Genomic DNA, 22,318 nt, shown 5'->3' with positions numbered 1-22,318 from the left:
TTCAACGCGCGCGCCAGGCGGCCAGCCACACCAGAGCCAAACCTGCGGACAGCAGGGCGTTCCACCCAGCCATGGACAGCCCGAACATTTCCCACGGGATGTCATCGCACCGTACCAACGGGGCGGCCATGATCTGCTCCATCAGCTCCTCGGCAGACAGGCCGCTGATACTGCCCGATGTGCAACTGGACGGACCTTCCCAAAGACCACGCTCGACCCCGGCGTGATAGACGCCGATACCGGACGTGGCGGCGGCAGCGGCTGCGCCGAGGAGAGGCAGCAGGCGCACGCCCGGAAGTGCAAAGGCCAGCGCGCCGAGCAATACAGCCGCACCATGCGGGTAGCGTTGCCAGATGCACAATTTACACGGGGCCATGCCGCCCAGATACTGGAACCCCCAAGCCGCAAGAAGCAATGCTGCAGACCCACCCGCGGCCAGCAAAATGAGTGTCCGTTTCCGCGTCATATGTATTTCACCACCAGAAATCCGCCGATCAGAAGAATGATGAACAAGGTGAACATCAGCCCAAGCCGCTTTTCGATGAAGTCCCGGATAGGCTCGCCAAAGCCCCAAAGCAACCCGGCGACGATGTAGAACCGCAAAGCGCGGGCGAGAAGCGAAGTGGCGATGAAAGTTCCCAGCGGCATTCCCGTCCAACCGGACATGATCGTGATGACCTTGTACGGGAAAGGCGTGACACCGGCGGTCAGAACGGCCCAGAACCCGAAATCGTTGAACCTCTGGTTGAATTCCTGCATCGCGTGACCCTTGCCCATCGCTTCGAGGATGGGTTGTCCGATGCTGTCGTAGAAAAACGCGCCGATTGCGTATCCCAAAAGCCCGCCCAGGACCGAAAAAACCAGCGCAACGGTGGCAATCAGCCATGCCCGCGATGGGCGCGCCAGAATCATTGGGATCATCAGCACGTCGGGTGGAATCGGAAAGACCGAGCTTTCGATGAATGCCACAAATGCCAACACCCACAGGGCGTGTGGGTGGTCGGCCAGTCGGATCGTCCGATCATAAAGCGATTGCAGCATCAGCGCGAGTTCCCAAGCTTTGTCATGACGAGGCAAACCACGCGCCCGACGGGGCGTCAACCGATCTGTCTCGGGCTGATCGTCGATTGACCGATTTTTGCCTCTGGACCTTCGGCCAGATGGGCGGTAATTCAATGCGCGTGGCCCAAGTGGCGGAATGGTAGACGCAGGGGATTCAAAATCCCCCGCCTTCACGGGCGTGAGAGTTCGAGTCTCTCCTTGGGCACCACATTGATTGCAAATGAATAACTTTCGTTGTGAGCGCACTTCTGTCCAGGAGTGCGGTGCAAAAAACCGGACCAGTATTTCGGTGAATTTCGGTGGATGGTGTCCAACTTAGTTATATATCCCTAAATCGACCACTGCCGGGGGGGTCAGTTGTTTCGATTGAGTAGAAGTCTTGCTTCAACGAAAGCACAGTCGATCTCGACCGAGTGGATAGACACCTTGCTGTCCGCACCCAGAGTCCATCACTGCCGTGTCGGATGTGGCAATGGGGAAATTTCCGGGTTCTACGTCATATGTGCGTCCCGGCGCCGGGGTCGGGCGCTTAACGCTTGACAACAGCGGTACGGGCAACAAACCATCGTGACCGTTGGGAGAATTCGGGAAAATTTGAGCTCATCCGTTGCCTGCTCATGCGGATTGTCATAATGGCTCGTCCCCCGGACAAGGGGCCTTTGGCCTGTCTTCCGTCCACAATAAGAATCTTGGGAGTTCCTAAATGATCAAGAAAAGCAAGCTCAGCCTCGGCGCGGTCGTGACCGCTGCCCTCATGGCTCCGGCGGCTTATGCCGAAGAATTCATCACCATCGGCACCGGCGGTGTGACCGGCGTGTACTATCCCACCGGTGGCGCGATCTGCCGTCTGGTGAACAAGGGCCGCAAAGAACATGGCGTGCGTTGCTCGGTCGAATCGACGGGTGGATCGGTCTACAACATCAACACCATTCGCGAAGGCGAGCTGGAATTCGGTGTGGCCCAGTCCGACTGGCAGTACCATGCTTACAACGGCACGTCGAAATTCGAGGAAAACGGCCCGTTCGAAGAGCTGCGCGCCGTATTCTCTGTTCACCCCGAGCCGTTTACGGTGGTGGCCCGTGCCGATTCCGGCATCAAGAACTTCGAAGACCTGAAGGGCAAGCGCGTCAACATCGGCAACCCCGGTTCGGGTCAGCGCGGCACTATGGAAGTTCTGATGGAAGCCCTGGGCTGGACCACGGATGACTTCGAACTGGCAACCGAGCTGAAGGCCGCCGAACAGTCGGCCGCGCTGTGTGACAACCAGATCGATGCGATGGTCTACACCGTCGGCCACCCGTCCGGTTCGATCCAGGAAGCCACCACTGCGTGCGACTCGGTTCTGGTGAACGTCAGCGGCGAAGCCGTTGACAAGCTGGTTGCCGACAACTCGTTCTACCGTACGGCCACCATCCCCGGCGGCATGTATCGCGGTTCGGACGCTGACACCCAGACCTTCGGTGTGGGCGCGACCTTCGTGACTTCGGCAAACGTGTCTGACGATGCGGTGTACGCGGTTGTCAGCTCGGTCTTCGAGAACTTCGACGACTTCAAAAAGCTGCACCCGGCCTTCGCCAACCTCAAGCCTGAGGAAATGATCAAGGACGGTCTGTCGGCTCCGCTGCATCCGGGCGCCGAGAAGTACTACAAAGAAAAAGGCTGGATCCAGTAATCCACCTTCAAGTCCAGAAACGAGGCGCTGTTCGCGCCTCGTTTTCACCGGTGAGAGGCCGGTAATACCAAAACTGCGCCGGAAACCGGCCGTTGGACGGGGAGACATTTGATGAGCGCTGATCAACAGGGCAATCGTCCGTTATCCGAAGAAGAACTACAGGAACTGGTCGCATCCTCTGATGCGGGGGCGCGGGACCCGGCTGGCAATGTCGGCTTGTTCCTGGCGATCGTGGCCGCGATCTGGTCGATCTTTCAAGTCGTTCTGGCGTCACCGATTGCCAACTACGTGCTGCCCGGCAGCGTTGTGAACAACGCGCGTCAGTTTCATTTGGCCTTCGCGATGTTCCTGGCCTTCGCGGCTTATCCAGCGCTTAAATCCAGTCCGCGAAACTACATTCCGATCCAGGATTGGATCATGGGTGTTCTGGGGGCCGGTGTCGCCCTTTACGGTTATTTCTTCTATGACAAGATCGTCAATGCGGGCGGTCTGGCGGACGATGTCGACAAATGGATCGCCCTCGGTGGCTTGATCCTGCTGTTCGAAGCCGCGCGGCGCGCGCTTGGCCCCGCCATGGCGATCATTGCGACGATCTTCCTGGCCTATGTGTTCTTCGGCTCGTCCGAGTGGGTGCCCGAGGTGATCCGCTGGAAAGGCGCCAGCCTGAAAAAGGCGATGAGCCACATGTGGATCACGTCCGAGGGTGTGTTCGGCATCGCCTTGGGTGTTTCGACGAAATTCGTGTTCCTCTTCGTTCTGTTCGGCGCTTTGCTGGATAAGGCCGGGGCAGGGAATTACTTCATCAAGATGGCCTTCGGCGCGCTGGGTCACCTGCGCGGCGGTCCGGCCAAGGCCGCCGTTGTCGGTTCGGCCGCAACCGGCCTGATTTCGGGCTCGTCCATCGCCAACGTCGTCACCACCGGCACCTTCACCATCCCGCTGATGAAGCGCGTAGGCTTTACCAGCGAGCAGGCCGGCTCGGTCGAGGTTGCAAGTTCGGTCAACGGCCAGATCATGCCGCCCGTGATGGGCGCCGCCGCCTTCCTGATGGTGGAGTACGTGGGCATCTCGTATGTCGAGGTCATCACCCACGCCTTCCTTCCGGCGGCGATATCCTACATTGCGCTGGTCTACATCGTCCATCTCGAGGCCGTGAAGCGGAACATGCCCACTCTGGGCGACCGCGACGTGCATCTGGCGCGGACGGTCGTGGGGATGCTGATGTTCTTCCTGGTGTTTGCGGGGCTCTGCTATGGTTCGCAGTTCCCGGTGGATGCTGTCACAAGCTGGGCGCCGTCCAGCGCTGGTCTGATCCTGAGCCTGGCGGTGTGCGCAGTCTATGTTGCTCTGCTGTACCTGGCGGCTCAGGTTCCCGACCTTGAGCCCGATGACCCGAACGCGACCGAAGTGAAGCTGCCGGTGATCTCCGAGATCTACAAGGCCGGCCTGCATTACCTGCTGCCGATCATCGTTCTGGTCTACTTCCTTATGATCGAACAGAAGTCGCCGGGTCTGTCGGCCTTCTGGGCGACCGCGCTGCTGTTCGTGATCCTGCTGACGCAGAAACCGCTCAAGGCGATCTTCCGGGGGCAGAGCAATCTGGCAAACTCCTTTGTCGATGGGGTTGCCGATCTGTGGCAGGGCCTGATCGACGGCGCGCGCAATATGATCGGCATTGCGCTGGCCACGGCCACGGCAGGCGTGATCGTCGGCACCGTGACCCTGACCGGTGTGGGGCAGGTGATGGCCGATCTGGTCGAGTTCCTGTCCGGCGGCAACCTGATCCTGATGCTGGTGATGGTCGGGCTGCTCAGCCTGATCCTGGGCATGGGGCTGCCGACCACGGCAAACTACATCGTCGTCAGTTCGCTGATGGCGGGCGTTGTGGTCGAACTGGGCGCGCAAAGCGGCCTGATCGTGCCGCTGATCGCGGTGCACCTGTTCGTGTTCTACTTCGGCATCATGGCCGACGTGACGCCTCCTGTGGGTCTTGCCAGTTTTGCTGCGGCGGCCGTATCGGGCGGTGATGCGATCAAGACCGGCTTCACTGCGTTCTTCTACAGTCTGCGTACCGTGGCGCTGCCTTTCGTGTTCATCTTCAACACCGACCTGCTGCTGATCGATGTCACCTGGGTTGAGGGGATCATAGTGGCCATATTCGCGACGATTGCGATCCTCGTGTTCACGGCCGGAACGATGGGCTACTTCCTCACCCACAGCCGAATCTACGAAAGCGTTGCGCTGATTGCGATCGCCTTCGCGCTGTTCCGGCCGGACTATTTCATGGATCGCATCTCGCCCTCGCACCTCGAGGTTGAGCCGGCCGGATTCGTGCAGGCCATTGGTGAGGCTGAACCCGGCACCGACGTGCGGGTGGTGGTCAGTGGTCCGGATTTCGACACCGGCAACATGACCGAGACTACGGTCGTCGTCACGGTGGGGTCCGAACCTGATGGTGCGGCGCGTGTTGATGCCATGGGCTTTTTGCTGATCGAGGAAGACGGCCTGGTGAAGATGGACGAACCTATGTTCGGCTCGCCCATCGCCGATGACCTGGCCAATTTCGACTATTACGCGGACGAGCCGGTTCGTATCGCATCCGCCGATCTTCCGGTCAGCCAGCCGCCAAAACAGTTGATCTATATCCCGGCCATGCTGCTGCTGGGGTTGATCGCCTTCCTGCAACGCGGCCGTGCCGCCAGACAAGAGGTGCCCGCATGACAAAGTCCGTCCTGTGCGCCGTTGATATCAGCAACGGCAATATCGATGCTCCTGTCCTGAAAATTGCTGCGAAACTGGCCGATCTCGACGGGGCGCAGCTGGACGTGGTGACCGTACTGCCGGATTTCGGTGAAAGCTGGGTGTCCGGCTTTTTCCGGCCCGACTTCCACGACAAGGCGCAGCACGAAGCGCATGACAAGCTGGTTGAGCTGTGCGTCGATGCGGTCGGGTCGGAGCGCAACGCCACGATCCGCCATGTCGTTGCAACCGGCACGGCCTATCAGGAGATCCTGAAGACCGCCGAAAGTGCCGGCAGCGATCTGGTCGTGATCGGTGCGCACAAGCCGGATTTCAAGGATTACCTGCTGGGGCCGAACGCGGCGCGAGTGGTGCGCCACTCGAACGTTTCGGTCTACGTGGTCCGCTAAACCCGCTAGTACCCTGTCATCTCAAGGTAGCCGCGCCCCTTGTGGCTGCCTGACACGGTGACCGGACCCTCCCAGTATTGAAAGCGCGTTCCCATCCAGGCTTGGGTGTTCTGAGCTTTGACGCGAATGTCCAGATCCTCGCCCGGGATGGTCACGCGCCAATCCGTCGGAACATCGCGCTCTGCCACCCGGCTGGTTTCCAGTGGTGTGAAGGTTACTGACCCGTTCGGCAGACTGCGGCTGGAACCGTCCGCGTTGATCCAGGTGGCCGAGGTATAGTCCCCACGTCCGCCGCGCAGTCGAAACGCCATCAACTTGTTGCCGTCCTCGAAACTGAGTGAGAACCAGTCCCACCCTGACTGATCGGCAGCCAAAGGCTGCGAAGACCACTCTCGGTCCAGCCATCCGTTCCCGGTGACCGCCACATCGCCGTCGGGCAGATGCAGCGTGCCCTGAACGGCGTAGCCCGGCTGCGAATAATAGTAGCTGGCCTGCCCATCAGTGGATTTTACGGAAAAGCCATTCTCACCATGAAAAACCAGCGGCCCCGAGGCAGACAGGTTCAGGTCGTACCCGAAATCGGCTCCGTTTGCGGTCAGGGTCAGGGTCTGGAGCGTTGGTCCTGCCATGCGCCATTCGTCGATCCATGCTTCGAACGGGTCGGCTGTAACACCGGCCTGACCAATTCCGCCCCGAGACAGGCGCTCGGCAAAAAAGTGGCGTTCCGGAGTTGTCAGCGCGGCATGGCCCATCCAGATTTGTGGGCTTTGCCAGCCAGCGGCTTCAAGTGGCTTCAAGGCAGAGCGAAACAGGGTCCACTGTATGCCGTAGTCCCGACCGTCCTCCCCGGTCAGGTTGGCCGTCAGGTACCACCATTCGATCCGATAGGACGGATGCGGGCCGTGGTCGGCGGGGAATTCGAACTGGTACTCTGGTTGTGGTACGTCAAAGCCGTCGGCGGAACCACCCAAACCGGCAAACCCCTGCGCCATTGCCGCAAGGGGCCAGAACAGCGCACATACGAGTAGTTTAGCGTTCATTGGCAAAGATCCTCAGCAAATCGGCCGGCGGCACCCGCCGAAGACGCAAGGCGGGCAGCGCCGCGGCAAGTGCGGCGGCCACAAGTGTCCACAGCATGAGCTGCACCCATGACGACGGGAAAAGGTGCATGGGTAGCCGCCATCCAAACGCCTCGACATTGATGACGGCCAGCAGAATCCAAGCAAGTGCCAGGCCCAGCGGCAAGGCGAGGCAGGCGGTAAGGAAAGCCAGAACCATGCTTCGCGCCAGTTCCAGTTTGGACAGATGCGACAGCGTCAGCCCCATTGCCCAGACCGGAGCGATCTGAGGCAGCCGCTGGGTCCAAAGGGTCAGCAAGCTGGTCAGAATGGCGAAGCCGGCCACGCCAAGCGTCAGGATGTTCAGAGCGGATGTCACGACAAATGTCTTTTCGAAGATCGCCATGGACTGCGCCTTCAGCGCGGCCTGCCGGATGATCGCGCCGGGGCCCAGATCAAACCTGTCCTGCAGATCCGCCGCCAGCTCATCTACACGCTCCGGAGCGATGCGAATACCAAACCGTCGGTTTTCGGCATTTGGTGCGATCCTTCCGAACAGGTCCATTGAGACGATCGCTTGCCCGGTCGGATTGCCGTAGTCGGAATAGACGCCAGCGATTGCCAGAGTGTGATCGGCGGTGAGCGCAATCGAATCCCCCGGCCACAGATCAGCACGGCGGGCCAGCTGTTCGTTAATCAGGATGGCGCCGTCGGACAGAACCTTGGTCCATACGTCCGGGGCAGCGGCGACAAGGGGCCAGTTGTCCCGGTAGGTCGCGTGATCGACCACTCCGTACAGAAACAGCGGGCCTGTGGAATGATCCAGCTCCACATTCCGTATCGGCAGGACTGCGTCAACGCTCGGGGTCAGCCATGTCTCGATCTCGTGACCTTGATCCGAGTCCTTCGCCGTGATGTACAGCTCGGCCATCAGGCGTTGGTCCAGCCAGCCAACGAAGGTAAGCCGGAAGCTGGACACCATGGTTCCGACACCGATATTGGCGGCCAGGGCCAGCAGCAGAGCCATCAGCGCAAGCGACAGGCCCGGCAGCTCGGCCTGCATGTCGGCCAGCACCCACTGCCGCACTGGTTCACGGACGCGCCCTGCGCACAGGTGCAATATGCTGGACAGCACCAGAGGCAGTAAAAGGGCGCTGCCGGTCAGAATGCCCGCCATCAGAGCGAAGCCAGCAACCAATCCGTCAAAGAGAAGAAAGATCACGACTCCGCCAAGAGCGAGCCCAACACCCACCAGTCCGGTCACGACGGCTCTTGTGCTGCGGCCACGCCATGCCTGCAGGCCTGGGCCGGACAATATCGGCATTCGGCTCAGACGCCACAGGGCGTATCCGCTGGCTGCCAGAGTTCCTGCGATGGACATACCCAGCCCGGCCAGCACCCAACCGCCCCTCAGTTGCAACTGACCATCCACCGGTGCCCCATAGAGCCCGCGCAGGGTTGCGGCGACATCGGGCAACAACGCTCCGGCCAGGAAAAAACCCAGCAGCAGGCCCATGGATCCACCGATCAAAGCCAGACCTACAAGTTCGGCCAGAATGATGCGGGAAAGCGTCCCCATCGGGACACCCATCGCACGCAGACTGCGGACCATTCCACGACGCTGCGCAAAGGCCAGTCCAACCGTTCCATGCACGATGAACAGCCCGACGGCGAAAGACAGCAGGCCGAACGCGGAAAGGTTCAGGTGAAAGCTGTCGGTCAGGCGGGCGGTGTCGACGCTGTTGGAAGGGGGCTGACGGTTCAGCTCCGGCGCAATCTGGGACAGGGGCGCAACTCCGCGAGGCTGATCGGGCAGGATGGCAAGTCGCGAAATCTCACCCGGTTTGTTCAGCAACGACTCAGCCACGCCGATATCGGTCAGAACCACATTGGGGGGAAGCGCAGTGCTGGCGATCGCCGCCGGAAGATCGGGCCGATCCTCCAGCATCGGCACCAGGTCTGGTGGCGCCAGCAGTCGGCCGGGCGCGGTCAGCATGGCCGCCGGGTCGGGTGCGGCCTCTTCCTGTTCCAGTTGCGTCACCGCCGGAAGCGGCGGGTAGGAGACAAGGTCCACTCCGGTCAAAAGAACCGATCGGTCCCCAACCCTGTACCGACCTTCCAGAACGGCCGCGACCTGCCATCCGGCGCGACGCAGATTTACGTATGTTTCCAAAGGAATGTGGCCGGATGGATGCCGCAGCATCTCCATCTGCCCAAGCGCCAATTGTTGGTTGGCACGCGCATAACTGGCCCGGGCTTCGGCGTTGATGGCCTGGACCGCTGACCAAAGGCCTGTCGCAAGCGCGATTCCGATCAGCAGCGTGGCCAGTTGGATACGGTGCCAACGCCAATGCGACCAGAGGGCCTGGATCACGGTGCGCGTCATGCGATCCGCCCGTTTGCCAGGTGTGCCGTTTGATCAAGCCGGGCTGCGATCACGGGCGAATGCGTGACCAACAGCAGGGCTGCCCCGGTATCTGCAACCAAGGACAGCATCAGCTCCAGAACCGCCGCGCTTGCAGTTTCGTCCAAGTTTCCCGTTGGCTCGTCCGCCAGCAGCAGCTTGGGACGGACGGCAAGGGCCCGGCCAATCGCGACCCGCTGTTGCTGGCCGCCCGACAGATGTTCGGGATAGCGTTGGGTCAATTCGGCGAGACCGAGCGTCGCGGTCAGATGCGCGACCCACTCGGGGTCAACGCGATTTGCCAGCCGGGCATGAAATGACAGGTTCTGCGCAACCGTCAGCGACGGGATCAGATTGAATTGCTGGAACACCAGGGACACGTCTTCGCGCCTTAGCAATGCGCGGCCGCGATCGTCCAGTCGCGACAACGCCGTGCCATCCAGAACGATCTCACCGCTGTCAAAACTGTCCAGCGCGCCGGCAAGGTTCAGCAACGTGCTTTTGCCGCTGCCACTTTCGCCGGTGATGGCAAGCGTCTGACCGCGTTCCAGCGACAACGATACGTCGTTCAGGACAGGCCGCCCGCGCGGGTAGGTTTTGTGGATATTCTGTATTTCCAACAACATGATCAGTCTCACCTGCTGCGCTCTACAATGTGCGGCGCGCCGATCCGCTGTCCAGCCTTCAAAAAGTTTCGGTTCTTTTCGTCGCACGACTGCCCGCTGTCCGGCCTTGTGCCTTGAGGGCAGAGCCGCCATTGTGCAGTTTCAGTTTCCGGGCCGATGCAGGGTATTACCATGACGTTGTCGCAGCAGATCCTTTGGGGCAGCTTCTATCTGGGGCTGTGTTTCCTGATCGAGATCGGGCTGCTCACATGGTGCACCATCGTGGTGCGCAAGGTGATCGACAGATGGGAAGGGCAGGGAACCTTTCTGCCCACGGCAGGCCCGATCGCCTTGGCGCTGGCCGTCATCGTGGCGACGCATACGATTCAGGTGTGGATCTGGGCGATCGTCTGGGTGATGGGAGATGTCCTGCCGGACTGGAACTCGGCCTTGTATTTTTCGCTCGTGACCTTCACGACGCTGGGCTATGGCGACATTGTATTGGGCGAGGGCTTGCGGATTTTCGGGGCCTTCGCCTCGGTCACCGGATTGTTGGCCTTCGGTCTTTCCACGGCATTCATGGTCGCGCTGATGACGCGCGTATTCCAGGAACGGTTCCTGACCTAGAGGATCGGCGAGAACAGCCGCGCCAAAGGCGCGCCATAGCGGATATGCGGCGGTTGCTGGGCGAGGCTTCTGGACATTTCGTAGCTGGCTTCGAAATCGGTCTTCAGCATGTCCTCGGCGGCAGCGGCTGCCCGGCTGTCGAAGAACAGCGCCATCGCTTCGAAATTCAGACGGAACGAGCGGTTGTCCAGGTTGGTGGTGCCAACTGCGGCCAACGTGTCGTCCACCAGAATTACCTTTTGGTGCATGAACCCGTCGGTGTAGCGGAATACACGCACGCCGGAATCCCGGATTTCATCGAAATAGGCAAAGGCGGCCAACCAGGGCAGGCGGTGGTCAATCATGTCCGGCACCAGAATGCGGACATCGACGCCGCGCAGCGCGGCATGTTCCAGTGCCGTCATCACGTCGATATCCGGCACGAAATAGGGTGATGCGATCCACAGCCGCTCCTGTGCCGCAGCGATCGTGGAAAAGAACATCAACGACCCCGTTTCAGTCGCGTCGCCCGGTCCGGTGGCGACCAGCAGCGCGTTCATGTCCTGATCGGATTCCGATCCGGCCCAGTCCAGCACGTCAATCAGGTCTTCTCCGCGGGCCCAGTGCCAGTCCTCGGTGAAAATCAGCTGCAACTGACGAACGATATGGCCGGTCATCTTGATGTGGGTGTCCCGCCAGCGGCCAAAATACGGATCCTGCCCCAGGTATTCGACGCCCACATTGTGCCCGCCGATGAACCCGGTTTCGCCGTCGATGATCACGGTCTTGCGGTGGTTGCGGTAGTTCAGCTGAAACCGGAACTTCGGCCCGCGCTGGTCCCGTGGATCAGCGACATCCACACCGGCCGAGCGCAGCTCCTCCAGGTATGAGGACGGCAGGCCATAGCTGCCCACCGCGTCAGTCATGAACCGGACGCTGACCCCGCGTTTGGCCGCATCGATCAGCCTGTCTTGCAGCTCCAGCCCCAGCCCGTCATCGCGCACGATATAGAACTGAATGAGGACATAGTTCTTGGCCGCATCGATCGCGCGGAAGATGGATTGGAACGTCGCCTCTCCGTCGATCAATAGTTCGGCCCCGTTGCCGCGGGATAGGGGCAGGTGAGCCAGCGCCTCAAACGGGCGCGGATTGACGGTCAGCGTCGCGGGATCGGGTTTTGAGTGATCGGCAAAGCTGCGGATCCCTTCGACCACACGCTCGCTTTCCTTGCGGGCGATCCGATACCCTTTGAACCGGTGATGTCCCAGGAACAGGTATAGCGGCACCGCCAGAAACGGTGCCGAAAGCAGAAACACCACCCATCCCACGGCGCCCTGCGGGGTGCGCGCCGTCTGAGCGGCCCGTACTGCAAAAAAAACCGCGACACAGTAGATGGCAAAGACGGACAGCGAGGCGATGAATGTCCACATGTGTGTGCCGACCTTTCCGCGCTTTAGTTCGAGCCGGTGAAAACCCGGGACCAGTCTTTGGCCATATCCACGATAACCCAGCCCATTTCTGGGCCTTTGTCCAGCCCGTCGACAAGCCGCCCGATGTGGCTGTCGCGATCATAGGCCCATTCCCGTTCGGCATCTGTGTGGTGGATCAGAACGCCCATCCGCGGCCCGTCGCCGGCGGTGGTCCATTCCAGCATGGCAAAATCACCGTCCGAGTTCCCGACCGCCAGGATCGGTCGTTTCCCGATCGTGCGCTCGATGTTGATCGGCTTGCCCTCCTTGTCGTCAATGAACGCCAGCGCGGGCGCCTTCATGATCGCGGGCGTGCCGTCGACAAGTTCGTAAGTGCTGTCCGCATAGGTCCCCAAGATCTGGTTGGGCGGTATCCCATAGGCGTCCTCGGCGAACACGCGCATGAAATGCAGGCCTCCGCCCGAAACGATATAGGTTGTGAACCCCTCGTCACGCAGATACCGGAGCAGTTCGACCATGGGCTGATACGTCATCTGGTCATAGGCCAGCCCCGTATCGGGATGGCGTTCCGTCTGAAGCCATTCTGCGACGGAAGCCTGGAAGGCATCGACGCTAAGCCCCGAATGCGTGGCGCTGACGACTTCGATCAAGGCATCTTCACCGCCCTTCAGCACGGTCTCGGCGTCGCCCTTGGCCGCTGCCTCCAAGGTCGGCGTAGTCAGGATCGAGGGATCGTCCTGCGCCATCTCGGCCAACTCATCCATGGCGTAGATGAACTGGAAATAGACCGGCTGCTCGGCCCAGAGCGTTCCGTCATTGTCAAACACCGCCACCCTGTCTGCGGGGGTGACATAGTCGTCCGAGTTCGGCGTCGTCACCGTATCGACAAAGGCGATGATCCGTTCCTTGGCCGGACTGTCGGTCCAACTGGGCAGAGGGTCCGCCGCAAGGCCCGCAGGCAACGCGAAAACGGCGGCTGAGAAGATCAGGCGGAACATGAAATATCCTTTCGCATCAAAGAAATGAGGGTCGCCGATCAAGCCGGCGACCCTCGAGAGTAGAACCGACCACTATCAGTTGTTGGTCGGCGTCAGCATCTTTTCCATCACCTGATCCAGGCTGAAGCTCGCCGCCTTCTGGCGCGGCGGGAACTCCTGGAAGGTTGCGAGGAAATTCGCCACGTATTGCTGCGCGGGCACCAAGAAATACACGCGGTCGATCATCCAGTCATAGTAGGTGTTGGACGTGCGATATCCGCGTTCATAGGGATCGCGGCGCAGGTTCACGATGATCGGAACGCGCAGTTCGGTCCATGGCTCCATCCAGGCGCGCAGGGTGGCCCAAGCCTTCTGCTCCAGGAAGATCAGCTTCCAGTCTCCGAAGCGCAGCGCCGTCATGTCGCCGTCATCCGAAAAATAGAAGATCTCCTTGCGCGGGCTTTCTGTGGTTTCACCCGTCAAGAGCGGCAGGATGTTGTAGCCGTCCAGATGCACCTTGTAGTCGCGACCCATCCCCGAGGACGAATAGCCTGCCTTCAGCTTGTCCTTGATCTCGGGATCTCCGGCCGCCGCCAGATAGGTCGGGAGCCAATCCATGTGATGCACGATCTCGTTGGTGACCGATCCGGGTTCGATCTTGCCGGGCCAACGCACCATCGAGGGCACGCGCCAGCCGCCTTCCCAGTTGGTGTTCTTTTCGCCCCAGAACGGCGTGGACGCAGCATCGGGCCACGTATTGTAGTGCGGTCCGTTGTCTGTCGAGTAATGGACGATCGTGTTGTCGGCGATGCCCAGCTCGTCCAGCAGATCGAGCAACTGGCCTACATGCATGTCATGTTCGATCATGCCGGCCGAGTATTCGTCCATCACACGACCGGTCATGTCATTGGCCTGCTGGCGCATCTCGTCTTTGACATGAGTGCGGAAGTGCATGCGCGTTCCGTTCCACCAGACATAAAAGGGCTGGCCTTGCTCGTGGGCCCGCTTGATGAAGTCGATCGCCGCAGCCACCGTTTCCTCATCCACGGTCTCCATCCGCTTCTTGGTCAGCGGTCCGGTATCTTCGATGGTTCCGTCGGCCTTGGACTTGATGACGCCACGGGGACCGAAGGCTTCGCGGAAAGTCCGACCATCGGGCAGAACGGTGTCACCCGGATAGTCTTCGTTTTCGGGTTCCTCTTCCGCGTTCAGGTGGTAGAGGTTTCCGAAAAACTCGTCAAATCCGTGGTTTGTCGGAAGATGTTCATCTTTGTCGCCTAGGTGGTTCTTGCCGAATTGACCGGTGGCATAGCCGTGATCCTTCAACAAACCAGCAATGGTCGGATCCTCGACCTGCATACCAAGATCGGCACCCGGCAGGCCGACCTTCGACAGCCCTGTGCGGAACACTGACTGACCCATGATGTAAGACGACCGCCCCGCGGTACAGGACTGCTCACCATAATAGTCGGTGAAGATCATGCCTTCATTCGCGACCCGGTCGATATTGGGCGTACGGTATCCCATCATGCCTTTGGTATAGGCCGAGATGTTCGACTGACCGATGTCGTCGCCCCAGATGACCAGAATGTTGGGTTTCTGATCTTGCGCCCAGGCCGGCGCGGCCAGCGCGACAGAAACCGTAGCAACTGCCAATCGTCGCAGTCCTCTGCGCCATAGATGCGTTAAATTTCCCTGTGATGACATCTTTTTCTCCTTATGTGGTCAGGCAAAAACGGCCTTGCAGGAAAGTCAAAAAGGGGAAAATGCGTCCCCCGATCCGTCAATCATTCAACACGCCCTTCGCAGGTCAGGCGGTTCGGCAAAAAGGGGGAATCAAGACAAGCCCCTCTAGGCAATTGATAACTATCACAAAGACCAATCTAAAAATACTTATGTTTGAAGATAGCGCCCTGGGATTTGGCTCAGATTGGGTTGACGTAAGGTAAGTAATTGGCAGCCGCGTCAGGGATTGAGCTGAGGCAAAGCGGATTGAGAGTGGCCTAGGGGGCGGGCGATACGGTCAAGGCAATCTCGGACCTTGCTCCAGTTTTCCGCTTGTTGATCGCCGCCGCCATATCTGGACGCGCCGATTTCGGCCAGAGAAGCCTCGAATTCAGCAGTGTCTGGCGGGTCGGCCAGTCGCCGTTTCCAGACTTCCAACTTTTGATAAACACGGGCCAAGTCTTGTTGGCGCACAGCCTGCTTGAGTTCCGAAAAGGCATGCGCTGCCGAGGCCAGCCTGCGTTGCCTGGCCGTTGCCCAGCGTGCCAAAAGAACCGGATGTAGTTTGCGAAAAACAAACCATAATATCACGACCCCAATGAAGAAATAGCCGACCAGCTGCAGAACGGTTTCCCGGTCCGGAGGCTGCCAAGGCGGCGGCGCAAGAACGAGGTCGACGGGATCGGCGCGCGCAGTTTCAACCTTGTTGGTCTTGAGGTTGAACCAATCGATCTCGACAGCCGGCAATTGGGTCTGTCCGCCGTCCTGAGCCACATAGGTCACGCGGTCGGTTCGTTGGCCGGACAGAACGCCCCGGTCTTCGGTTTCCGTCAATCGGGGCTCATTGGGATAGGCCCGCAACAACGGGTCCTCAATCTGGGGCAACAAAGGCGGGATCATGATCGGGGTCGTTCCGGTGATCTTTGCCGTCAGGGTGCGGGTCAGTGCGTCTCCGGTTTGAAGGCTGGTATCGCCCTCAATCTCCTGCGACAGTTCGAACCCGTCAGCGATTATCAGGGGATCCAATCCTCGGGCTGCGTCAGGAATCCCGACTGTCAGGCGAACGGCAGGCAGGGGAACCGAGACCTGAACGGGATCGTTGGTTTCGGGATCGGCAAATGTCACCTGCACCTCGGCCGCCGCAAATTCATACGTACCGGGGGCCAACGGATACAGCCGATAGCTGCGCTGAACCCCGGACCATGTTTGGCCTTCGACGCTCTCGCTGACCGGCCCCGAAGCGCGATCGGGCAGGCGTACCAGAAGGTTTTCCTGTTCAAGCGATGGAAAGACCGGCGGATTTGGCATGTAGGTCGGTACCAGCACCTTCAGGCGAACGATGGCGGGCTGGCCGACGATTGTCGGATCCGGCGGCACTTCGATCGTGACGCGGGGCTGGATGTCTGTTGCTTGCGCCAGAGCCTCAGCGGGGCACAGAAGCAGCATCAAGAGCGCGATATACCTCATTGGGAACGCTCCTGATTTTCAAGAACAAACCGGCTGCGCAGGAAATCCTGCATGTCTGTGTCGATGGCACTGATCCACTGGTCGGCCGACAGGCGCGCGGCGTCCCCGGTCTCGGCCTGTTGCGTGGTGTCCGCGCCCAGGCCGGCTTCGTTGTCGAACACCACATCATCAGCGCCGATGCCCGCTTCCTCGCCGGTATCGGATTGCTCGCGGGTGGATTCGACCTCGGCCAGAATGGCCTGGGCGACGGTCAGGTTGTACGCGGCCTCCGGCCAATCCGGGCGGCGCTCCAGCGCGGTTTCAAAGGCTGCGATGGCCGGATGATACTCTCGATTTCGGATGCGGGCCATGCCTTCGGCAAACGCCGCTTCGGGCGTGGAAAGCTGGGCAAAGGTCTCGGAGGCTTCGGCATATTGCCCGGCTTTCAACTGGGCATAACCACTGTGATACGGATCTTGAAACAGCGTGCTGGCGACGGCGTAGTCCTTGCGGTTCATGGCGATCTGGCCCTGCTGGTCCGGGGTCAGGAACCAGTCCCGCCAACCGTCTGCACGCGCGCCGGTCGGTGGCAGAAACAGCAATGCCACGAACCCCCAGCGGATGACCCAGCCGCGTCGGAACCACAGCAGCGCGATCAAGGCGACGGGCCGGGCCAGAATCCAGGCGCGGTCCTGCCAGTCGACGCGGTCATCCTCGCCCAGGGCTGCGGAAAAACTGCGGGTGATCCCGCGGTTCAGCCGGGTGATGTCACGGTCGCCGCCCGAGAAGGGAAAGATCGTGGCGCTGCGCAGGCCGTCCAGTTGCGGGATCTGGCGGCCATTCGGAAGCATGGTCAGAAAAAACAACGGTGTATCAGACTGTCCCAATGCGGAAACCTGTTGCGGATCGATATCGTCCAGCACGAAGAGAACCGCGCCTGTGCCCACCTGATCGCCCAGAATGTCCTGCGCGAGCGTCAGCGCGTCACCGGCGGCATCGCCCGCAACCGGCATGACCGCCGGGGTCAACCCTTCAAGCAAGGGACGCAGGATGTTGGCGTCTTCGGTCAGCGGCGCGACCCGGTGTGCGGATCCGGCATAGGCGATCAGGGCGGTGGGCGCACCTGCGCGGGTGTTGATCAGATCGGTGATCTTCAACTTGGCACGGTCCAGCCGTGACGGCGCCAGGTCTGCCTCCTCCATGCTGTCGGTGACCTTGAGCGCGATCACCAGCGGCGCGGTGTCCGCGATCAGAGGGTTCGGCGCCCGTGACCATGTCGGCCCTGCCACGGCAAGGGTCAGAAGACCGGCGGCGAGCGCGGCGAGGTCCAGCGGACCGACCCGCCGTTGGTCTTCGGCCCCCAGACGCAGTGCCTGCGCGAGGTGGGGCGCGATGCCCGCAGGCAGGTCCGAGCTGCCCGATCTGCGCGGCCGGGTCAGCCACCAGACAGCGGCAATAGGCAGCAACAGCAGCAACCAGTAGGGGCGCAGGAAATGGAACTGGGCCAGAGCGTCGATCATGCCGCGCGCCTCCGACCCTGTGAAAGGCGAAAGCCCAGGGTGCTGGCGAGGATGAGGAGCAGTGCCGCCGCCAGCGGATAATGCGCAAGGCTGACCCTCGGGCGGTAGCTTTGGGTTTCCACCACGCGGGGGTTCTGAGCGTCGATCTGTTGGTAGACCTCGGTCAGGGCGGCCTCATCATCGGCAAAGAAATACTGGCCTTGGGTTTTGCTGGCGATGTCCTTGAGCGCGTCCAGATCGACCCGGTCTTCGCCCGTGGCATTCGGGTCGCCGACGCCAATCGTGTAGATCACGACCCCCTTGTCCGCCGCAATCGACGCGGCATTGACCGGCGTCATGCGGCTTGAGGTGTCGGCACCGTCCGACAGCACGATCATCAGGCGTTGGTCCACCTCGCTCGACTCGAAGGTGCGGATGCCCAGCCCGATGGCATCGCCCAGCGCCGTGTTCGGACCGGCCATACCGACGGCGGTCTGGTCCAGAAAGCCGTTGAGGCTTTGCAAATCCTCGGTGAACGGGGCCTGAACGAAAGCGCGGGTGCCGAAGATGATCAACGCCATTCGGTCGCCGTCGCGCGCGGCGATGAAGGCGCGCAGAACGTCCTTGACGGCCTCCAGCCGCTGCTTGGGCGTGCCATCTGCGGCCTTGAAATCGCGCTGGTCCATCGAACCCGAGATGTCCACGGCCAGCACCACGTCGCGGGCGGATTTTTCGATGATGATCGGGTCGCCCAACCGTTCGGGCCGGGCCATGGCCAGAACCAGCAGCATCCAGATCAGGATCGCCAGACCGGTTTGCAGCCGCGTCCGTCTCAGGGTTACCGAGCCGGACTGCGGCTCGGCCCCTGCCGCCTGTGCGACGTGGCGAAAGAACGGGATGCGAATGGCATCGACCCGTTGCCGGTGTGGCGGAGCAAGGAAATGGACCAGTGCCGGCAGTGGCAGCAGAAGAAACACCCAAGGCGCGGCGAAACTGAACATCACGCCACCCCCTTGGACTGATGCGACTTGATCCAGTGCCGCGCCAGTTCGACTGCATCCGGGTCGGTGACCCCCTTGCGGTATGGGGCCGCCGCCAGAGTGCCGAGGGCCGAGGCGGAAAACCCTGACAGGTCAGCGGTTTGGCCCAGAAAATTCGTCCAGTCGTCACCGGTCAAACCGGCGACCTGAGATCGGGGAAAGGCGACAAGCGCCGCGCGGCGCACGATCTCGGCGGCTTTGGCCGGGTCATTCTGACACCGGTCCAATTCCTTCAGTGCAAGGCGCCGATAGGCATTTGCCTGCCGATGCCGCCAGATGGTCGCGAAGACCAGACCAAGCACGAGCAACAGCACCACCGCCAGAACAACCCAGCCCCAGGTCTGCGGTACCATGGAAATCGGAGCCGGCTCGGGCGCGGGTTTCAGCATGTCCAGCAGCTCGACCAGCGATTTGCCTTCGGTGTCCGGGGTCATGACCGCCCCCGTTGGTGGCCGAACAGTCTCAGGATCTGGGCCAAAGCGGGCTCGGCGGTGGTCAGCGGGACGACGGGAAACCCGTATCGGCGCGACCAGGATTGCAGCTGCGCCAGCCGTTGCTCCATCGCCTGTGTCACGCGGTCCGACATTTGGCGGTCTGACGCGTCCAGTTCGATTTGCTGGTCGCCGTCCGAGACCGTCAGCCGCAGCTCGGGCGGTATGTGGCGCGAGATCGGGTCGGAGATGTCGAACAGGATCAGGTCATTGGAATGGGCCAAGCGGCGCAGCAGCCGTTCGGACCCGTCGGTCAGGCCGTCAAAGTCCGAGAACACGCAGACCAAGGCATTGGTATGTGCGATGCGCGCAGCCTGTTGCAGCACCTGGTTCAGCGAGACCGTGGCTTGTGGGCGGAGCCCGGCATGCAGGTTGCAATTGAGCGCGCCGAGCGAGGACAGAAACCGCCGCAAGGCCGCCGGGCGGCGCTGTGGCCGATGTTCGGCCAGGTCGGTATCGCCGAACACGATACCGCCGACGCGGTCGCCCTGCGCCAGAACCCGATGGGCGGCGATGGCCGCAGCCTCGGCCGCTACCACCGATTTCATGTAGACTTGTGTGCCGAAGAACATCGAGACCCGCTGATCCACCAGCAGCAGCGCCGGGCGGTCGCGCTCTTCGGTATAGACGCGCACATGCGGCTCGCCGGTTCGGGCCGTCACTTTCCAGTCGATCGTGCGGATGTCGTCGCCGGGCAGATAGGTGCGCAGTTCCTCGAAATTCAGGCCGCGCCCGCGCAGGCGCGAGGCATGGCGGCCGTTCAGCACCGAACGGGCCGGCTGTCTGGGCAGAAGGCTGAGCGCGCCGGTGCGCCCGCCGAGGCTCAGCAGGTGGCGGGCATCGACATGGATGCGTGGGTCGCGGGATGTCGCTGCGGTCGGGGACACGCGGCTCTCCTTTGTTGCGATCAGGGCAGGGCGACGAGCTTCAGGATCTCGTCGATCACGTCATCGGCGGTCTTGGCGTCCCCCTGCGCTTCGAAACTCAGCGTGATGCGGTGGCGGAACACGTCATGGGCAATGGCACGGATGTCGGCCGGGTCCACATAGTCGCGCCCGTTCATCCAGGCATGTGCCCGGCCGCATTTGTCCAGCGCCAGCGATGCCCGTGGGCTGGCGCCGATCTCGATCCACGCGGCGAGCTCATCGCTAAGCGCGGACGGCGTCCGGGTGGCCTGAACCAGATCGGCCATGTACCGATCCATAGCATCCGAGACATGGATCTGCCCGATCTCCTGCCGGGCTGCAAAAACGGCATCCTGCGGGATCGGTGAGGGTTTCTCGGCGGTGGTCCCGGAATTGGCGGCGGTATCCTCGCCGCGGACCAGACGGATCACCAGCACCTCGTCCTCGACCGGGGGGTAGGTGATCTGCACATGCATCAGGAACCGGTCCATCTGCGCCTCGGGCAGCGGATATGTGCCTTCCTGCTCGATCGGGTTCTGGGTGGCCATCACGATGAACAGCGGCTCCATCTTATGGGTGGTGCCGGACACGGTCACTTGCCGTTCCTCCATCGCCTCAAGCAGCGCGGCCTGAACCTTGGCCGGCGCGCGGTTGATCTCATCCGCCAGGACGATGTTTGCAAAGATCGGGCCGGGCTCGAACCGAAAGGTGCCGCCCGCTTCGGTCTGGGTATAGACCTCGGTCCCTGTGACGTCGGACGGCAGTAGGTCGGGTGTGAACTGGATGCGGCTGAATTTTGCATCCAGATTGCGCGCCATCGCCTTGACAGCACGGGTTTTGGCCAGGCCCGGCAAACCTTCGATCAGCAGGTTCCCGTTGGCCAGCAGCCCGATCAGAAGGCGGTCGATGACCTGAGTCTGTCCGATGATCGATTGGGCCATCCGGGCTTTGAGATCGTTGATTTGGTCAAGCGGTGTCATGGCAGTCCAATCATCAGAAACGGTCAATAATGCGTTTGCGCCGGACCCGCTGGATCTTTTCGGTCAATCCATTGCAATATTTGAAAGTTAGCAGCGCACCCGGGACCGATCCACCCCCGATTTCAGGGTGTTCAACCCTGATCAGGGCCGTGCCGACTTGACGTCGTCGGCCAAACGTCCATCCAGCGACATCAGGACGGCGATCGGGCGCAGGGCCGGAATGTGGCTGAAGATGATCAGAATGCACACGGTCAACGGAACGCTGAGAAACGCGCCGATCAGGCCCCAGACCGTGGTCCAGAAGGTCAGTGCGAGGATGACCAGAAATGTCGACATGTTCAGCGAACGGCCCAGCAGGGCCGGGTCAAGGAAGTTGCCGATCAGGAACTGGATCGTGCCGCACCCGAAGACGATGATCAGGAACGGGCCGATCGTCTCGAACTGAACAAGGGCGATCATCGCGGGAAAGATCACCGCGATGATCGACCCGATTGATGGGATGAAGTTCAGGGCAAACGTCAGAACGGCCCAGGTTTCCGCGTATTCCAGACCCAACACGCGAAAAACCGAATAGCTGATTCCAGCGGTAACGAGGCTGATGAAGGTTTTGACCCCGACGTAGCGCTGCAAGCTGAAGGTAATCGCATCCAGAACCGAAGAAAGCTCGGCTCCGGTGACGGGGTTGCCCGCTGCAATCCGCAGCTTTTTGCGGAAGGCCAGCCGCTCGGCCATCAGGAAGGCCACATAGAGGCTGATCAGGAAGAACTGGTTTAGCATCGAGGTGGCGCTGCCCAGCAAAATCCGCGCGACCGAGGTCATGTCGATGCTGATCAGGTTGTCCCTGACAAAAGCGGTGACATCATTCCCGACCAGACCGGTGACGCGGTTGATCACGCCGTCGAACTGGCTTTCATAGGTACCCGCTGTTCGCGTGAACTGCGTGGCTTGACTGCCGAGGATGTAGGTGATCATGAACAGGCCTGCCAGAACCACTGTGACGGCGGCCAGGTTGGCAAGCCAGACCGGAGCGCGGGTCAGTGCGATCACCCGATCACTGAGTGCGATGATCAGTACGTTGATCAGCAAGGCCATGGTCAGTGGAACCAGAAAGCTGGCGCCTGCGTAAAGCCCAAGAACCACAAGCGTCAGCACGATGGTGACGTCGCGAACGACACTCAACCTCAGCGGTGTGCGGGTGGGGGGCTCTGATGGCGTCATGCGGGGCCTCGGCTATACCGGTGCAAGCCGGCAGCGATTGGAGTTTTGTGG

The 22,318-nt window shown here is 61.2% G+C and carries 19 protein-coding genes and 1 tRNA gene; 5 read left to right on the top strand and 15 right to left on the bottom strand.

The genetic code is table 11. The annotated features are described in order from the left end of the window. Position 1: 1 nt before the first annotated feature. Both K3752_RS08780 and K3752_RS08775 read right to left on the bottom strand, forming a co-directional pair. Positions 2–466, bottom strand: a complete 465-nt coding sequence (locus tag K3752_RS08780; protein WP_260066226.1) for a disulfide bond formation protein B — start codon at positions 464–466, stop codon at positions 2–4. Continuing rightward, positions 463–1,041 carry a YqaA family protein gene (locus K3752_RS08775; protein ID WP_260066224.1) on the bottom strand — a complete coding sequence of 193 codons (579 nt, stop codon included), beginning with the start codon at positions 1,039–1,041 and terminating at the stop codon, positions 463–465. Before K3752_RS08775 ends, K3752_RS08780 begins: the two co-directional genes overlap by 4 nt. Before the next feature lie 143 nt (positions 1,042–1,184). Between K3752_RS08775 and K3752_RS08770 the strand changes: the two genes are divergently transcribed. The 4 genes from K3752_RS08770 (at position 1,185) to K3752_RS08755 (ending at position 5,883) form a co-directional block, all read left to right on the top strand. Continuing rightward, a tRNA-Leu gene (locus K3752_RS08770) sits at positions 1,185–1,270 on the top strand. Positions 1,271–1,765: 495 nt separating this feature from the next. Then, positions 1,766–2,734 (top strand): TAXI family TRAP transporter solute-binding subunit, encoded by a 969-nt coding sequence (locus K3752_RS08765; protein ID WP_170338481.1) that lies wholly within the window; start codon positions 1,766–1,768, stop codon positions 2,732–2,734. A gap of 111 nt (positions 2,735–2,845) precedes the next feature. Next, positions 2,846–5,455 (top strand): TRAP transporter permease, encoded by a 2,610-nt coding sequence (locus tag K3752_RS08760; protein ID WP_260066222.1) that lies wholly within the window; start codon positions 2,846–2,848, stop codon positions 5,453–5,455. Beyond that, positions 5,452–5,883 (top strand): universal stress protein, encoded by a 432-nt coding sequence (locus tag K3752_RS08755; RefSeq protein WP_260066220.1) that lies wholly within the window; start codon positions 5,452–5,454, stop codon positions 5,881–5,883. The genes K3752_RS08760 and K3752_RS08755 overlap by 4 nt, the downstream gene beginning before the upstream one ends. Positions 5,884–5,888: 5 nt before the next feature. Here the strand turns inward: K3752_RS08755 and K3752_RS08750 are convergent, their stop codons facing one another. The 3 genes from K3752_RS08750 to K3752_RS08740 are packed head-to-tail and all read right to left on the bottom strand — an operon-like array spanning position 5,889 to position 9,971. After that, positions 5,889–6,923: a lipocalin-like domain-containing protein gene (locus K3752_RS08750; protein WP_260066219.1), complete on the bottom strand. Its 1,035-nt coding sequence runs from the start codon at positions 6,921–6,923 to the stop codon at positions 5,889–5,891. Next, positions 6,913–9,327 (bottom strand): ABC transporter permease, encoded by a 2,415-nt coding sequence (locus tag K3752_RS08745; protein ID WP_260066217.1) that lies wholly within the window; start codon positions 9,325–9,327, stop codon positions 6,913–6,915. The genes K3752_RS08750 and K3752_RS08745 overlap by 11 nt, the downstream gene beginning before the upstream one ends. Continuing rightward, positions 9,324–9,971 carry an ABC transporter ATP-binding protein gene (locus K3752_RS08740; protein ID WP_170442781.1) on the bottom strand — a complete coding sequence of 216 codons (648 nt, stop codon included), beginning with the start codon at positions 9,969–9,971 and terminating at the stop codon, positions 9,324–9,326. Before K3752_RS08740 ends, K3752_RS08745 begins: the two co-directional genes overlap by 4 nt. A 171-nt stretch (positions 9,972–10,142) precedes the next feature. Between K3752_RS08740 and K3752_RS08735 the strand changes: the two genes are divergently transcribed. Next, on the top strand, positions 10,143–10,577 hold the full coding sequence (locus K3752_RS08735; protein ID WP_260066215.1) for a potassium channel family protein: 435 nt from the start codon (positions 10,143–10,145) through the stop codon (positions 10,575–10,577). Here K3752_RS08735 and cls read toward each other — a convergent pair. The 10 genes from cls to K3752_RS08685 form a co-directional block, all read right to left on the bottom strand. Continuing rightward, complete coding sequence (gene cls / locus K3752_RS08730; RefSeq protein ID WP_260066213.1) at positions 10,574–11,986, bottom strand: cardiolipin synthase; 1,413 nt, start codon at positions 11,984–11,986, stop codon at positions 10,574–10,576. The two genes, K3752_RS08735 and cls, sit on opposite strands and share 4 nt — an antisense overlap. 23 nt (positions 11,987–12,009) lie before the next feature. Beyond that, on the bottom strand, positions 12,010–12,984 hold the full coding sequence (locus tag K3752_RS08725; protein ID WP_260066212.1) for an HAD family phosphatase: 975 nt from the start codon (positions 12,982–12,984) through the stop codon (positions 12,010–12,012). A gap of 75 nt (positions 12,985–13,059) precedes the next feature. After that, positions 13,060–14,670 carry an arylsulfatase gene (locus K3752_RS08720; protein ID WP_093962145.1) on the bottom strand — a complete coding sequence of 537 codons (1,611 nt, stop codon included), beginning with the start codon at positions 14,668–14,670 and terminating at the stop codon, positions 13,060–13,062. A 258-nt stretch (positions 14,671–14,928) separates the two neighbouring features. Beyond that, positions 14,929–16,155, bottom strand: coding sequence for a hypothetical protein (locus tag K3752_RS08715; protein ID WP_260066211.1), 1,227 nt, complete (start codon positions 16,153–16,155; stop codon positions 14,929–14,931). Continuing rightward, complete coding sequence (locus tag K3752_RS08710; protein ID WP_260066210.1) at positions 16,152–17,654, bottom strand: VWA domain-containing protein; 1,503 nt, start codon at positions 17,652–17,654, stop codon at positions 16,152–16,154. Before K3752_RS08710 ends, K3752_RS08715 begins: the two co-directional genes overlap by 4 nt. Continuing rightward, positions 17,651–18,634, bottom strand: coding sequence for a VWA domain-containing protein (locus tag K3752_RS08705; RefSeq protein WP_260066208.1), 984 nt, complete (start codon positions 18,632–18,634; stop codon positions 17,651–17,653). Before K3752_RS08705 ends, K3752_RS08710 begins: the two co-directional genes overlap by 4 nt. Further along, positions 18,634–19,107, bottom strand: a complete 474-nt coding sequence (locus tag K3752_RS08700; protein ID WP_260066207.1) for a DUF4381 domain-containing protein — start codon at positions 19,105–19,107, stop codon at positions 18,634–18,636. Before K3752_RS08700 ends, K3752_RS08705 begins: the two co-directional genes overlap by 1 nt. Further along, positions 19,104–20,051, bottom strand: a complete 948-nt coding sequence (locus tag K3752_RS08695) for a DUF58 domain-containing protein (RefSeq protein WP_260066206.1) — start codon at positions 20,049–20,051, stop codon at positions 19,104–19,106. The genes K3752_RS08700 and K3752_RS08695 overlap by 4 nt, the downstream gene beginning before the upstream one ends. A gap of 20 nt (positions 20,052–20,071) precedes the next feature. Further along, positions 20,072–21,049 carry a MoxR family ATPase gene (locus tag K3752_RS08690; protein ID WP_260066205.1) on the bottom strand — a complete coding sequence of 326 codons (978 nt, stop codon included), beginning with the start codon at positions 21,047–21,049 and terminating at the stop codon, positions 20,072–20,074. A gap of 141 nt (positions 21,050–21,190) precedes the next feature. Further along, on the bottom strand, positions 21,191–22,267 hold the full coding sequence (locus tag K3752_RS08685) for an AI-2E family transporter (protein ID WP_260066204.1): 1,077 nt from the start codon (positions 22,265–22,267) through the stop codon (positions 21,191–21,193). Positions 22,268–22,318 lie beyond the last annotated feature (51 nt).

It is taken from the genome of Ruegeria sp. B32 (assembly GCF_025141855.1).
Lineage (GTDB): Bacteria > Pseudomonadota > Alphaproteobacteria > Rhodobacterales > Rhodobacteraceae > Ruegeria > Ruegeria arenilitoris.
This window is presented reverse-complemented; position numbering and strand designations above follow the sequence as displayed.